Here is a 13,668-nt window from a genome sequence, read left to right on the forward strand (position 1 = left end):
TGTTGTCGGGGTTCGGCACCGCACCCTGGTCAGATTCCGCCGCAACTGCCTTGGTTCGCCATCGCCATCGCCATCGCCATCGCCATCGCCAAAGCGAGCGACAGCCGCTCGCCATGTCTTGCTTGTCTTGACCGTGTCTCGTTACGAGTCTCAATCCGAATCTCGGCTTAGATTAGCGAGAAGCTCTTTGAAGGTGGTCTGGTCAAAAAAAACCTGGGCCTGGGCCCAGGTAGATGTGTTTCGATCTGGGCCGGCCCGATCAGGTGGCTGTTTGCATGCCCTGAATCAGGAAGTCGAAATAGGGCGAAGCCAGTTTGATCTGCTTTTCAGAGAGCAGGGCGATCGACGCCGACTTCATGGCTTTCATCGCTTCAACCATGCCAGGCATCGGGACGCCCAGGGAGTTGTACATCTCGCGTGCACCCACCAGGCCAATGTCCTGGATCATTTCGGTGCTGCCGGCCAGAACGCCATAGGTGACGAGGCGCAGATACCAGCTGTAGTCACGAAGGCACTGGGCACGCTGACGCTGGCCGTAGGCATTGCCTCCCGGTGCAACGTATTCGGGCTTGCGACTGAACAGCTGCTTGGCCGCCTCGTCGACGATCTTTTTCTCGTTGTCTGTGAGGACCTTCACCACTGACACTCGCATGGCCCCTTGATCGAGAAACTCGACCATGGTGCGGAGTTCGCCGCTGGTGGGGTACCGCAGATCATCATCGGCCTGGAGGATGAGATCCCGGACAACGCTCATGGAACTGAACAGGCTTCGTGGAGTTTAGTGGTTGCAGACGATTCTCCAGGCCTGTGATGGCTCAGGTGTTACGCCTTTGCAATGCCAGGCCGCTGACACGACACAGGACACCCGATGCCCCAGGACATCAGCCAAGCCTCACCGTCTCCCGGATTGCTGATCGACGTTGAGTGCCGCGACCTCGACAGAGATGGCAAGGGGCTGGCGAAGTGGAACAACTGGGTTGTTGTGATTCCAGGGTTGCTGCCCGGTGAGCAGGCGCGCGTTCAGCTGCAACAACGTCATCGTTCGCGTTGGTTTGCCCGGCTGGTTGAGTTGCTGGAACCCTCACCCCACCGCCGTAAACCGCCCTGCATCCTGGCCAGCGATTGCGGCGGTTGCACCTTGCAGGCGTTGGAAGATTCGCAGCAGAGCCTTTGGAAACAACAAACCCTCGAGCAGACCATGGCTCGGGTTGGTGGTGTTCAAGCTCTTGCACATCCGGTTCTTGATTCCCCGACACGGTCAATCGGATATCGCAATCGTGCCTTGATCCCCCTGCGACGTGACGGACATGGTCCCTTGCGTGCCGGGTATTACCGGGCCAGAACCCACCGGATCGTGAACATGAATCACTGTCCAGTGCTCGATCCGCGCCTCGATGCTTTGGTGCAACCGATCAAGCAGGACCTTGATGCCAGTGGATGGCCTGCTGACCATGACCTGCTGGCCAATGGCGGACTCAGACACCTCGGTCTTCGCCTCGGTCATCACACCGGGGAGGTTCTGGTCACGTTGATCAGTAGCCGTTCGAAACTGCCGGGTCTTGAGGAGCTTGCCGAGCGTTGGCTTGAGCGGTGGCCTCAGCTCAAAGGGGTCTGCCTGAATCTTCAACCCAAGCGCAACAACCTGATTCTCGGCAGGGAGACCTATTGCATCGCTGGATCAGACACCATCAGCGAACAATTTTGTGGTTTAAGCCTGCGCTTGAGCAGCACAACCTTCTTTCAGATCAACACGCCACAGGCGGAGCGAATCGTCACGGCACTCGCAGACTGGCTTCAAGCCAATGCTCCGGGGGGTTCGGTCATTGATGCCTATTGCGGAATTGGCACCATCAGTTTGCCTTTGGCGCAACGCGGTTTGACGGTCACCGGCGTGGAGTCACATCAACAATCCGTTGATCAGGCCTTGATCAGTGCGATGCAAAACGGTCTCTCCCATGGATGTGATTTTCTGGCCGGTGATGTGCTCGATCTGTTAGAGCCAAAACTGGTCGGCAGCGATGCCCTTGTTCTCGACCCCCCACGGCGGGGTGTCGACCCAAAAGTGGTCGAGATTATCCTGTCTCGTCCCCCGCGATTGATTGCCTATCTCAGTTGTGATCCAGCCACCCAGGCAAGGGATCTCAAGGGTTTACTCGCACCCAATGGGCCCTATCAACTGGATGAACTACAGCCAGTTGATTTCTTCCCTCAGACGACACATTTGGAATCTTTGGCATTACTGCGTCGGACCCACTAATCGCTTCAGCTTCTCAGTTCAGCGTTGAATTGCTTCACCAAGGCTTGGCGGACTTTTTCGTGGACCGGCTGAATCTTGTCGTCGGTCAAAGTCTCTTTTTTCCCCCGATAGCGAAGGCGGAACGCCTGGCTCGCCAGGGCGTCACCCAGTTGGTCGCCTTCAAACCGATCGATCAGTTCCACGTGCTCCAGCAGCGGTTTACCCGCTTTGCGGATCGCCTGAATCAGGTCGCCTGACAGACAGTCCTTGGCAACAACCACCGCGAGATCCCGCTCACTGGCCGGGACGGTGGGGAAGGACTGATAGGTCGGTGTCCAGCGATTGCTCCGCGTAGCGGCATCCACAAGCCGTTGGAGATCCAATTCGAACAAATAGGTCTCCGCCGGAAGGTCCAGGGATTCCGCCAGTGCTGGATGCACCTGGCCGAAGCATCCCAACGGTCGACCTTCCAGAACCAACGTGGATGCGCGACCGGGGTGCAGCCGTTCGTCATCTGTAAGTCGACGGTCGGAGAGGTCGAGTTGCAAGGCCTGCATCACCCGCGTGAGCACACCGCGTGCTTCGAAGTAGGTCGGGGTGGATGGTTTGCCATTGGTGGTCCAGCGTTCCAGGCGCCGTTCACCGCAGATCACGCCGCAGAGTTGGGCTGTTTGGGTGACGGCTTCCGGCGTGCCGGAATAGGTGTTGCCGATTTCGAAGATGGCGCAACCACTTTGGGAAGCCTTGAGGTTGCGGACGCAGATTTGCAGGTGCTCTTCCCAGAGATTGGTGCGCAGATGACTGGTTTCCGCCAAAAGGGGATTGCTGATGGCGATGCGCTGCTCGCTGTCGGAGGCACCAACCAGCGACAAGGTGGTCACCTCCTGCAGCCCTGCTGCACAGAACAACCGGCGGAGGCGGCGTTCGGCCTGTTGCCGCGGCGTCAGTGCACCGGGGGCGAGGGGGTCTGGTAAGTGCGCTTCAAAGCGATCGAAGCCCACCAGGCGCGCGACTTCCTCAATCAGATCCACTTCGCGTTGGAGGTCCTGGCGACGGGAGGCCGGCGTGGTCACATCCCAGCCGTCATCGCTGGGGGCCAGCTCACAACCCAGGGCCGTCAGACAACGCTCGATGACGTCATCGGCGAGGTCCTCACTTCCATCCTCGCCGTCGAGGGGCCCGAGCAACTGATGCAGGGCCAGGCGACGCAGGGGCACCGGTGCTGGTGGCTGGGGGGCCGGACCGCCAACCCAGCGTTCACCGACGCTGCATGGGAAGTGCTCGTGCAGCAGCTCGATGGCCCGGACGGAACAGGCCAGGGTGAGATCGGCGGGCAGTCCCTTCTCGTAGCGACCGCTGGCGTCGGTCCGCAGTCCGACCTGGCGTGCTGAACGGCGCACCCGCGCGGGCGAGAACATCGCTGATTCCAACCAGATGCTGGTGGTCTGAGCTGTGACAGCGCTGGCCTGGCTTCCCAACACACCGGCGATGGCGACGGGTTTGTCGTGGCAGGTCACCACCTGGACGTCGGCATTCAGGACCAGTTCCCGTTCATCGAGGCCGATGAACTCCTCCTGATCACGGGCGGGACGGACTCCAAAGCTGTTGGCATCCACCGGAGAGCCCGTGATGCGTTCCAGGGCATCGGCATCAAAGGCATGCAGGGGCTGACCCTGCTCCAGCATCACCAGATTGGTGATATCAACAACGGCATTCACACTGTTGACACCAGCCCGTTCCAGCCGCTGTCGCAACCAGGTTGGTGATGGGGTGGATCCATCGACGCCGTCGATCTTGACCAGCCCGTAGAAGGCGCCATCGAAATCGCTCGTGAGATCCCGGTGATCGGGTTCAAAGTTCAGCTCTGGAAGGGACAGGGCACCTCCGGTGAGTGCCGCCACTTCCCGCGCGATCCCCACCATTGAGAGTCCATCGGGACGGTTCGCTGTAATGGCGAGTTCCAGAACCGTGTCATCCAGGCCGAGTAACGCTGCAACGGGTGTTCCCGTCGGCGGGAGCTGGTCGGTCAACTCCTCAAGAATCGCGATGCCGTCCGACGCGTTGGCCAGGCCCAGTTCCGTCAGCGAGCAGATCATTCCGTTGCTGGCGACCCCGCGCAGTTCACCGGCTTTGATCGTGAGTCCAACGGCGGGAAGCACAGCTCCGACGGTGGCGACGGGCACATGAATGCCGGCCCGTACGTTCGCGGCTCCGCAAACGATCTGAACGGGTTCGGTTGCGCCGATATCCACCTTGCAGACACTGAGTTTGTCGGCATTGCTGTGTTGCTCACGCTCCAGCACATGGCCCACGACCACCCCCTGGGCCTTGGCGCTGAGGTCATCGATCTCTTCCACCTCAAATCCAGCCATGGACAGGCGGTTTTCGAGTGCCTCTACGGATTCATCCACCTGGACGAGTTGCTTCAGCCAGGAGAGGGACACCCGCATGGGTTTGCAAGGAACTGGGCGCGTGATCTTAGGAAGCGCCCCCGGGCTGAGCCCGATAGGGCGACCGGGTAAGCTCTTTGTTTGTCAATTCGCTTCGCAACTGCGGCGCAACGTCCTTTATGGCCAAGAACAAGGGCGTCCGGATCGTGATCACTCTCGAGTGCACCGAATGCCGGTCCAATCCCGCCAAGCGTTCCCCCGGCGTGTCCCGTTACACGACCGAGAAGAACCGCCGGAACACCACCGAACGGCTGGAGATCAAGAAGTTCTGTCCCCACTGCAACAAGTCCACTCTCCATAAGGAGATCAAGTGACCCTGCAGCTCTCTTCTCACCATTCCAACCGTTCCTGATTCATGTCGAGCTCCTTCTTCAAGAAGCGTCTTTCGCCGATCAAACCCGGCGATCCCATCGATTACAAAGATGTGGATCTGCTCAAGAAATTCATCACTGAGCGCGGCAAAATTCTGCCCCGTCGTCTCACCGGACTGACCGCCAAGCAGCAACGCGATCTCACCAACGCTGTTAAGCGTGCTCGCATCGTTGCTCTGCTTCCTTTCGTCAACCCCGAAGGCTGATTCTTCGTTGTGGTGAAAGCGGCTTTTGTCCCCGGCGACATCGTCGGCGTCGTGATCAAAGGTCAAGCACTTCTCGGCCGCCTGTTGTCCTCAAAGGGCAGCAAGGCGGCTCTTTCATTTGGTGGGCAACGACGGGATCAGGAGGTGCCCCAAAGAGACCTGATTGGCATTCCCGGATTGGATGCCGAGATCGCCTCCGCTCCGTTGCCATCCCCGGAAGATCTTCAGGCGAGACATCCTCAACCTCGTGCCGCGGCGGAAGTGTGGTGGTTGTTGATGTCCGACCATGCTGGACCGGCGGATCAATGCCCAGCGCTCTCGCTGCTTGATCTCGCTGAGCTACTGACCCATCCCCTGGACCTCACAGGCCTCGCAGCGGTTTGGAGTTGGCTCCATGGCGAGCAACTGTGGTTCCGTGTGAAACGGGATCGATCGATTCAGCCGAAAGCCAGCGATGAGATTCGACGTCAGCGTCTGCAGGCCCGTCAACGGCTGCTGACCGAGCGGTTGGCGGATGCTCAGTTGTCGATTCTGCGCGAGGCGCTCCCGCTCAGCGGTGAGCGCTATGGGGCGTTGACCGCTCAATGGCAACAACGCCTGGAGCGTTTAATCGATCTCTCGAGTGAGTCCAGTTCGAGCCTGGACCTCAGTTCCGAGGAAGCCACCTGGCTTCGTCAACTGCAGATCGACGCCGATCCGCCAGGTTTGCGTCAGTGGTTGATTCGTCGTGAGCTCATTGATGCCCATGAGCCCCGGGCGCTGCGGGGCAGTGTGTGGTCCAAGCACTTCAGTGATGAGCTCAATGGCGAAGCCCAGCGGCTGATCGATTGCGCTGCCGATGTCCACAACGGCGACGACACCCGTTGTGATCTAACGGGTCACACCAGTTACACCCTGGACGACGCCGGCACCCGGGAAATCGATGATGCGCTTTCGCTTGAACGCCAAGGGAACCAACTCTGGGTCTGGATTCACATCGCCGATCCGGCACGGTTGATTGAAGCGGACAGTCCCCTCGACCGTGAGGCCAAGCGTCGGGCCACCACCCTTTACCTGGGCGATGGCGTTCTACCCATGCTGCCCTTGGAGCTTGCGGCTGGACCGCTCAGCCTCAAGGCCGGCCAACGCACTGCGGCACTCAGTGTGGGCGTTCATTTGGCCGATGACGGAACCATCGTTGACCAACGCATCTGTCGCAGTTGGATTCAGCCCCGTTACGGCCTCACCTATGAGGATGGTGATGAGCTGATTGAACTCGCGCCACCGGGTGATGAGGACCTCGCGGATCTCTCACGGTTGATGCAAACACGCGCCGCCTGGCGTCACCGCCAGGGTGCTGTGCAATTGGACCGGTTGGAGGGTCGTTTCCGTCGTCATCACGATGCCGTCGAGCTGCAGGTGATCGAACCCAGTGCCGCGCGGTTGATGGTCAGTGAAGCGATGCTGTTGATGGGGGCCGTCGTGGCGGAATTTGGCCGAGAGAATCATCTCCCCCTTCCCTATCGCAGCCAGCCCCCTGCGGATTTGCCGTCGGAGTCGGAGCTTGAGGCATTGCCTGAGGGGCCGGTGCGTGATGCCGCGATCAAGCGATGTCTGAGTCGTGGTGTCCAGGGAACCCAACCGATGGCGCATTTCAGCCTTGGTTTGCCGGCTTATGTCCAGGCCACGTCTCCGATTCGTCGTTACGCCGATCTCCTCACCCATCGCCAGCTGATCGCCAGCCTGAGCGGTCAACCCCCGTTGGCAGAAAGTCGGATTGGTGAATTGATCGATGACCTCGACGATCCCCTGCGGCAGTCCATTCAGATCAGCCGTGAAGATCAACGGCACTGGCAGCAGGTCTGGTTCGCAGAGCATCGCGAGCAAACCTGGTCCGCTCAGTTCCTGCGCTGGTTGCGTCCCCAGGATCGCTTGGCCCTGGTTCACGTGGATGACTTGGCCATGGATCTCGTTGGCCAGGTGCAAGGTGGAGAACCGGTGCCGGGCGATCGCCTCAATCTGCGCGTGACGCTGGCTGACCCTGAGCGGGGTGACTTGCAGCTTCAGCTGAGCTGAGTTCCCCCCAAAACCCTCAGCCATGCACCCCAGGGGTTGCGAATGGCTCGAAGTCGCACCCGTTCTCCTCCATCCAAGCCCTCCAGCCAGTTGGCCACGCCGGGTTCGAGCGTGATCAGGGGCCAGTCCCCATCAGCACATTCCAGGTTGGTGCGGAACGGATCCAGCCTCCGCAACACACCTTCGACACCGATTTGATGCGGTGCGGCAGGGGCCTGATCAGTGGTCGGTCGCTCCAGCTTCCTGGATCCGTTCAGGCCACCGAAGGCATCGACTTGATCGGGATGATCCAAGCCGTCGCACTGGGCCTGGAGCCAGTTGGGATGCCACCAGGGCCAATCCCAGAGTGGCAACACCGCCGCTGGAGCCTGGTCATCTCTGAGCAGGGCCATTTGCAACGACCGCACGGGCAGCTCAGCCGGTCGGCACTTCCGTTGCACCGCCTGAGCCGCAGCGAGCCCTGCCGCCTGGCCGATGTTGAGGATCAGCGGTTGCAGGCGGGTCGCGCCATTGGCCATATGGCTGACGCTGAAGGCTTTGTCTGCCATCAGCAGGTTGCTGGCTTGATCCGACACCAGAGCGTCATAGGAAATGCAGAAGGGTGTTCCGGTCCAACGCCCACCCCAACGACAACTTTTCGGGGCCAAGGGCCAGTCTTCACCCGGGTAGTGATGGTCGTTGGCATAGGTCCCCACGGCGATGCTTGTGCAGTTGCCTTCGCTGTTGAGCGGCAGTGGTCCGCGTCGTGCTCCGTCGTGAATCGGCAGGAGATCCCTCTCGGTGACCGTGCTGCGTCCGATCAGTCGGCGACCCTCCCGCCAGTAGGGCATCAAAGCCAGCGGTGATCCAGAGCCGGGAATGCCTTCACCGGGCGTCAACCAACCGTCGCTGCAGTGCTGCAGCTGGTCAAGAAACGCCAGGCTGTGCGCCTGCATCTCCGTCTCCAGATCCAGCCGATCGGAGGCGTTGGCACTGATCGAGCGATCCAGGCCTTGGTGCCAGTCGTTGCCATGGAGCGGCCAATTCAGCATCACCAGGCCCCCCGGCAGGCGGCCATAGCTCAGCGTTCGGGCCAGACCAAACGAGGCCAAGCAACCTGCAAAGGCGCCGGATGGTTCCACCGTGGGGTGGTTCGGCACGTCTGCAGCGGACTCCTGGCCGAAGCTCACCCAGGTGGGGGACTGAACCGGCTGATTGCGAAAGAAGTTGTCGGACGCGAGGCGTTTTCGGGTTGGTGCGCTGGGTTCATTCCACTGCTCCTGGGCTTCCCATCCCCAGCGATGGGGAACCTCGGCCTGGGCCAGGACATCCCCTAGGTCACTGCCATCGACCACCACGGATCCATGGATTCGATCCTGCCGATCGGCCCGACTGACGCGCAGCTGCTCAATCCGATCGCCTTTGCGGGTCACCTCCAGGAGTTCGCAGCCGGGCCACCAGCGCAGCTTGGGCTCCCGGGCGACCCAATCTCGAAGGAGCTGCTCGGCGGTGTCGGGGCGGAATCCGAAGCAACTCACCCAGTTCTGATCGACACCACTCGGTTCGCGTTCGGCGATTCCCCTCAGAAAGGCTCCCCACAGTCCGGTTTGCCAGCAGCTCAGTTCGTGCCCGTCGGGTGCACAGACCCCTGCACTGCTGAGCATCCCTCCCATCCAGGGACCAGGGGTGAGCAGAAGTGTCTCCACGCCTGCTCGTGCTGACTGCAGGGCAGCCGCCACCCCCCCTGTTCCACCACCCCAGACCACCACATCGACGGAGACGGTGCTTGGCGGGGAGACAGATGCCATCGGCGAAGACGAGGGGGGTCGTTAGGATCCTGCGTCGCCCGGTGGCAGCTGAGGTTCCGAGACCAAAATGACCTTTACCCTTACGACACCGCTTTATTACGTCAACGACAAGCCTCACCTCGGCAGCACCTACACAACGCTGGCCTGTGATGCTTTGGCCCGTTTTCAGCGGTTGCAGAACAACGATGTTGTGTTCATCACCGGTGTCGATGAACATGGTCAGAAGATCCAACGCACGGCGGAACAGCAGCAGCTGAGTCCCCAGGAGCACTGTGATCGCGTCAGTGCGCGCTACCGCGAGCTTTGGGAGCAATGGCAGGTCAGCAACGACCGCTTCATCCGGACCACCAATCCTCGCCATCTCCAACTGGTCGAGCAGTTTTATGCCCGCGTGCAGGCCTCCGGCGACATCGTCCGTGGACGGCAGACCGGTTGGTATTGCGTCGGTTGTGAGGAATACAAAGATGTTCCGCCCGAGGCGGACAAACCGGATTGTTCGATCCACGCCAAACCCCTGGAATGGAGGGATGAGGAAAATTTGTTTTTCCGTCTGTCCCGCTATCAGAGTGAGATCGAAGCGTTGGTGAACCGCGATGATTTCATCGCTCCAGCCAGTCGCCGCCAGGAAGTTCGCAATTTTGTGGCCCAGGGATTGCGGGATTTCTCGATCTCTCGGGTGAATGTGTCCTGGGGCCTGCCGGTGCCAGGAGAGAACGGTCACACGTTTTATGTCTGGTTTGATGCGCTGCTGGGTTATCTCAGTGCCCTCCTGGATGACGGTGGCGACGTGGATCTCGAGCGCTTGTCCGAAGTGGGCTGGCCCGCAGCGGTGCATGTGATCGGCAAGGACATTCTTCGCTTCCACGCGGTCTACTGGCCGGCGATGTTGATGTCGGCCGGACTCCCCTTGCCGAAGCATGTCTTTGGCCATGGTTTTCTGACACGGGAAGGCCAAAAAATGGGTAAATCCCTCGGCAATGTGCTTGACCCAGAGGCTCTGCTTTCGGTCTGTGGTGCGGATGCTGTCCGTTGGTATCTGCTGCGCGATATGCAGTTCGGAGACGATGGTGATTTCCAGCAGCAACGCTTCACCGATCTGGTGAACAACGATTTGGCCAACACAATCGGCAATCTGCTGAATCGCACCTCGTCGATGGCACGCAAATGGTTTTCGGATGCGGTGCCCCCGGCGATGAGTGCGTCCCAGGGCTCTCATCCGCTGGCGCAACTCAGCCAGACCACCGTGTCGGTTGTGCTCGAGTCCATTCCTGCGTTGTCCTTTAAGGCCGCCGCTGAGGCCATCCTGCAATTGGCGATCAGTGCCAATGGTCATCTCAATGACACCGCCCCCTGGAGTCGGATGAAACAGGAGGGGCAGGAAGCCGCCGTTGGTGATGACCTCTATGCCGTTCTCGAGGCGACCCGGCTCGTGGGCGTGCTGCTGTCACCCCTCGTACCGGACCTCAGTGCTCGGATCCTCAGTCAGTTGGGCCATGATCCGATCACGGCTGATTGGGAAGCCCAGCTCCGCTGGGGTGGTCTGCGTTCCGGTGCAGTTCTGCCGCAACCCAGTCCTGTGATGCAACGACTGGAACTTGATGAAGACCTCTGAGCGGTTGCGATCCCGGCGGAGCCTGGTTCTGTCCCTGCTGATTTCCCTCGGTCTCGGTGTCTCGATGGCCGGTTGTCGAGAGGCGTCATCACCGGACTCCAACGCGATTCCACCGTTTGTTTTTCGCTCTCTGGACCTCAGTCAACGGCGTTCGGACGGCAGCCGTGACTGGGATTTGCAGAGCCCCGAAGCCCGCTATTCCCTCGATAGTCGAACTGTTCGAGCGATCAACCCGACAGGGGTGTTGTATCGGCAAGATCAGCCCTCTTTTCAAATTCAGGCTGCGCTCGCCACGGTCCTGAATGATGGCGAGGTCGTGATCCTTGAAGGCGCTGTAGCGCTCCAACAACTCACGCAACGCCGGGTCAAGATCACCGGTGATCGGCTGGTCTGGACCCCCAGCCGGTCTGAGATGGTGATCGATCAAAATCCACGGGCCTTGGATGCGACCTCAGATCTCAGTGTTGATCATCTGACCTTTGACACCCAACGGGACACCTTGTCGTTCCGGGGGACGACGTTGTGGAAACGCTGGATTGGACAACGGTCGGACCAGGAGCCGAACAGTCGACTGGTCAGCGGCGATGGCTCCTGGAATCTGGTCACTGGAGCCCTGCAGTCGCAGGGACCCGTCAAGGTTGTTCGCCAGCAGGGCGAAACGGTGACCGCAAGCCGTTTACGGGGCAACACCCTGCTACAACACATCGACCTGCTTGCTCCGGTTCAGTTCAACCTTCCCAAGGGTCAAGGCAAGCTGACCACCGGGCAAACGCGATGGGATTTCGGCCGTCAGGTGTTGTTCTCAGACTCCGACGTGTTGGCCACGTTGAAATCGGGCACCGCCCGTGGCCGTGGTTTTCGGGTGGATCAACAGGCGGAGCTTGTGACCATTCCCGCCGGATGTGAGTTGGCGCAACCGGATCAACATCTCACCGCCGAACGCTGCAGCTGGAATTGGTCTGATGAGACCATCGTTGCCGACGGCAATGTCGTGCTGAAGCGCCTGTCCCTCGACCAGATCACCCGCGCCCCTCGCTTGGAAGGTGTGCTGAACGATGCCGGAGTGATTCGCTTTGGGGCTCCCGGCCAACGCGTCACCTCCACCCTCAAGTTGAAGACAGCGAATCCAGCGACAACGACGAAGACTGCTCCAGTGTCGTTCTGAGGCGTTCGATCCAACCCTTCAACCAGATCTCATCGGATCGCGTAAAACAGCGTTCGGACCAGCCTCCGAGGATCACGACACCGTTTGGTCCAATGGGTGCGACCACGACGGCAGGGAGGTCCGGTAGAACGGCATCGAATTCACCTCGGCCTGGGAATAGGGCGGTTTTGACCATCGAGACCAGGCTTTCCCGCTCCATGGCGCGCTGGCTGATGGCGCCGGGTTCGAAGCTTCCGTCGGCAATCAATCCCCGTCGGAGCACCACACGCCCGCGCCAGTACACGAGCACGGTGGCCGCGGAGGTTGCGGTGAGCAACATGTGACTGCCCCAGCCCAGTTCCTGACGCACGGCATCATCGAGCTCCTCGGCAAGAATGAGACCTTGCTCGCCGGGTAGCTCTTGGCGCTCAGCAGAGCGTGGATTGGCCCGTGTCCAGAGCACAGCGATCAACATCAAGCCAACGGCGGCAAGACCGCCAATCACCTCTGCCCGTTGCAACTCAGGGCTGATGGCCTGGGCTGTTCCAGCGTTGACCAGTGTCAACAGCAGAACAAGCAGTCCCATGCTCAGGACAAAACGGGCAGGCAGCGGCATGGTTTCGTTCTGCTGTCAGATCGACAACATCCTGCTCAAATGTGGACAACAGAGTGCGCGTCATGAACGTCAGCGAAGCTTTCGCGGCCATAGCACTGGCAGCCGTTGCCTGTGATGGGAAGCTCGGCCGTGATGAAACCCATGCATTGCGGCTCCAACTGGAGTATCGCTCGCTTTATGCCGGTCTCAGCGAGGCCCAGATGGGTGATCTTTTCGACAATTTGCTCAAGCTGCTCCGCAGTGGGGGGGTCGAAGGGTTGATCTCCGCCGCATTACCGGTGCTGTCCCTGCCGCAACAGGAGTCGGCTTTGGCCGTCGCGGCGCATTTGGTCCATGCCGATCGCGAGGTCACCCCTGAGGAGTCGGCATTGCTCGACAAACTCTCCGTGGACATGTCCCTTCCAGACAGCGATGCTCAGATGGTGATTCGCTCGATCGCTGCGCTCAACCGCACCAGCCTGGACACCTGACGGCAGACTGGGGCAAAGCTAACTCTGTTTCGATGGTTTCTCCGCTCACGAGGCGTCTGATTACAGGGCTGCTCAGCCTGGTCATCACACTCGGTGTGTTGGTGCCATCAGCAGCTGCGATTGCTCCGGGCAACCTCCCCGAGCAACCCCCTGAGGCTCATCTGCTCGACGACGCTGATGTGTTCAGTCGTGCCAGTCGCTCTGAGCTGGAGAACCGGCTGCAGGAGGTTGGAGATGGACGCATCGATGCCCGTCTGGTGACCGTCCGGCGGCTGGATTACGGCTTCAGCCTGCGTAGCTTCGGTGATGCGCTTCTCGAGCGTTGGAGCACCCCGAACAACAGCACTCCGATGTTGTTGTTGCTGATCGAAACCCAGAACAAGCGAGCGGCTGTTGTTGCCGATCCAGAGCTGACGTCTCAACTCCCTGAGTCCTTGTTGACCAGCACAGGACGGGCGACCATGGCCACTCCCCTTCGCCAGGGTGATCGCTACCGCCAGGCCTCGATCGATGGGTTGAATCGTCTGGCAACGGTGCTGGAAGGCGGGGAAGATCCCGGTCCTCCGGAGGAGATCGTGCGCACCACCCTGCCCACGAATGTGCCGACGAAGGCAGAAACCGAAGAGAGCGATGCGTTCACCTGGGTGATTGTTCTCCTGGTGGTGGGCACCATCGTGCCCATGGCCACCTGGTGGGTGTTTTCTCGCTGACGTTCACCGTC

The 13,668-nt window shown here is 60.4% G+C and carries 12 protein-coding genes; 8 read left to right on the forward strand and 4 right to left on the reverse strand.

Features of this window, described 5'->3' with window-relative positions; all coding sequences use genetic code 11:
- Nucleotides 1-259: 259 nt before the first annotated feature.
- Nucleotides 260-754, reverse strand: coding sequence for an allophycocyanin (locus ACGVKB_RS00105; RefSeq protein WP_392349233.1), 495 nt, complete (start codon nt 752-754; stop codon nt 260-262).
- A 114-nt stretch (nt 755-868) separates the two neighbouring features.
- Between ACGVKB_RS00105 and rlmD the strand changes: the two genes are divergently transcribed.
- Complete coding sequence (gene rlmD, locus ACGVKB_RS00110; protein ID WP_392349234.1) at nt 869-2,257, forward strand: 23S rRNA (uracil(1939)-C(5))-methyltransferase RlmD; 1,389 nt, start codon at nt 869-871, stop codon at nt 2,255-2,257.
- Between the two features lie 5 nt (nt 2,258-2,262).
- Here the strand turns inward: rlmD and pheT are convergent, their stop codons facing one another.
- Nucleotides 2,263-4,686 carry a phenylalanine--tRNA ligase subunit beta gene (gene pheT, locus ACGVKB_RS00115; RefSeq protein ID WP_392349235.1) on the reverse strand — a complete coding sequence of 808 codons (2,424 nt, stop codon included), beginning with the start codon at nt 4,684-4,686 and terminating at the stop codon, nt 2,263-2,265.
- A gap of 119 nt (nt 4,687-4,805) precedes the next feature.
- On the opposite strand from pheT, the gene rpmG reads away from it, so the two are divergent.
- The 3 genes from rpmG to ACGVKB_RS00130 are packed head-to-tail and all read left to right on the forward strand — an operon-like array spanning nt 4,806 to nt 7,318.
- Nucleotides 4,806-5,000, forward strand: a complete 195-nt coding sequence (gene rpmG, locus ACGVKB_RS00120; RefSeq protein WP_006851071.1) for a 50S ribosomal protein L33 — start codon at nt 4,806-4,808, stop codon at nt 4,998-5,000.
- Between the two features lie 41 nt (nt 5,001-5,041).
- Nucleotides 5,042-5,263, forward strand: a complete 222-nt coding sequence (gene rpsR / locus ACGVKB_RS00125) for a 30S ribosomal protein S18 (RefSeq protein WP_006041316.1) — start codon at nt 5,042-5,044, stop codon at nt 5,261-5,263.
- Between the two features lie 12 nt (nt 5,264-5,275).
- The gene (locus ACGVKB_RS00130; protein ID WP_392349236.1) at nt 5,276-7,318 is read left to right on the forward strand and encodes a ribonuclease catalytic domain-containing protein; all 2,043 of its coding nucleotides are present in this window, start codon (nt 5,276-5,278) and stop codon (nt 7,316-7,318) included.
- On the opposite strand, the gene ACGVKB_RS00135 is transcribed toward ACGVKB_RS00130, so the two are convergent.
- Nucleotides 7,306-9,105, reverse strand: a complete 1,800-nt coding sequence (locus ACGVKB_RS00135; RefSeq protein ID WP_392349237.1) for an FAD-dependent oxidoreductase — start codon at nt 9,103-9,105, stop codon at nt 7,306-7,308. The two genes, ACGVKB_RS00130 and ACGVKB_RS00135, sit on opposite strands and share 13 nt — an antisense overlap.
- A gap of 67 nt (nt 9,106-9,172) precedes the next feature.
- Between ACGVKB_RS00135 and ACGVKB_RS00140 the strand changes: the two genes are divergently transcribed.
- Nucleotides 9,173-10,717 carry a methionine--tRNA ligase gene (locus tag ACGVKB_RS00140; protein WP_392349238.1) on the forward strand — a complete coding sequence of 515 codons (1,545 nt, stop codon included), beginning with the start codon at nt 9,173-9,175 and terminating at the stop codon, nt 10,715-10,717.
- Nucleotides 10,704-11,882: an LPS export ABC transporter periplasmic protein LptC gene (lptC, locus tag ACGVKB_RS00145; RefSeq protein ID WP_392349239.1), complete on the forward strand. Its 1,179-nt coding sequence runs from the start codon at nt 10,704-10,706 to the stop codon at nt 11,880-11,882. Before ACGVKB_RS00140 ends, lptC begins: the two co-directional genes overlap by 14 nt.
- On the opposite strand, the gene ACGVKB_RS00150 is transcribed toward lptC, so the two are convergent.
- Nucleotides 11,824-12,477, reverse strand: coding sequence for a cofactor assembly of complex C subunit B (locus ACGVKB_RS00150; RefSeq protein ID WP_392349240.1), 654 nt, complete (start codon nt 12,475-12,477; stop codon nt 11,824-11,826). The two genes, lptC and ACGVKB_RS00150, sit on opposite strands and share 59 nt — an antisense overlap.
- A 62-nt stretch (nt 12,478-12,539) precedes the next feature.
- Between ACGVKB_RS00150 and ACGVKB_RS00155 the strand changes: the two genes are divergently transcribed.
- Nucleotides 12,540-12,947: a tellurite resistance TerB family protein gene (locus tag ACGVKB_RS00155; protein ID WP_392349241.1), complete on the forward strand. Its 408-nt coding sequence runs from the start codon at nt 12,540-12,542 to the stop codon at nt 12,945-12,947.
- A 32-nt stretch (nt 12,948-12,979) separates the two neighbouring features.
- On the forward strand, nt 12,980-13,657 hold the full coding sequence (psb32, locus tag ACGVKB_RS00160) for a photosystem II repair protein Psb32 (RefSeq protein WP_392349242.1): 678 nt from the start codon (nt 12,980-12,982) through the stop codon (nt 13,655-13,657).
- Nucleotides 13,658-13,668: the final 11 nt, after the last annotated feature.

The organism is Parasynechococcus sp., from assembly GCF_042954325.1.
GTDB lineage: Bacteria > Cyanobacteriota > Cyanobacteriia > PCC-6307 > Cyanobiaceae > Parasynechococcus.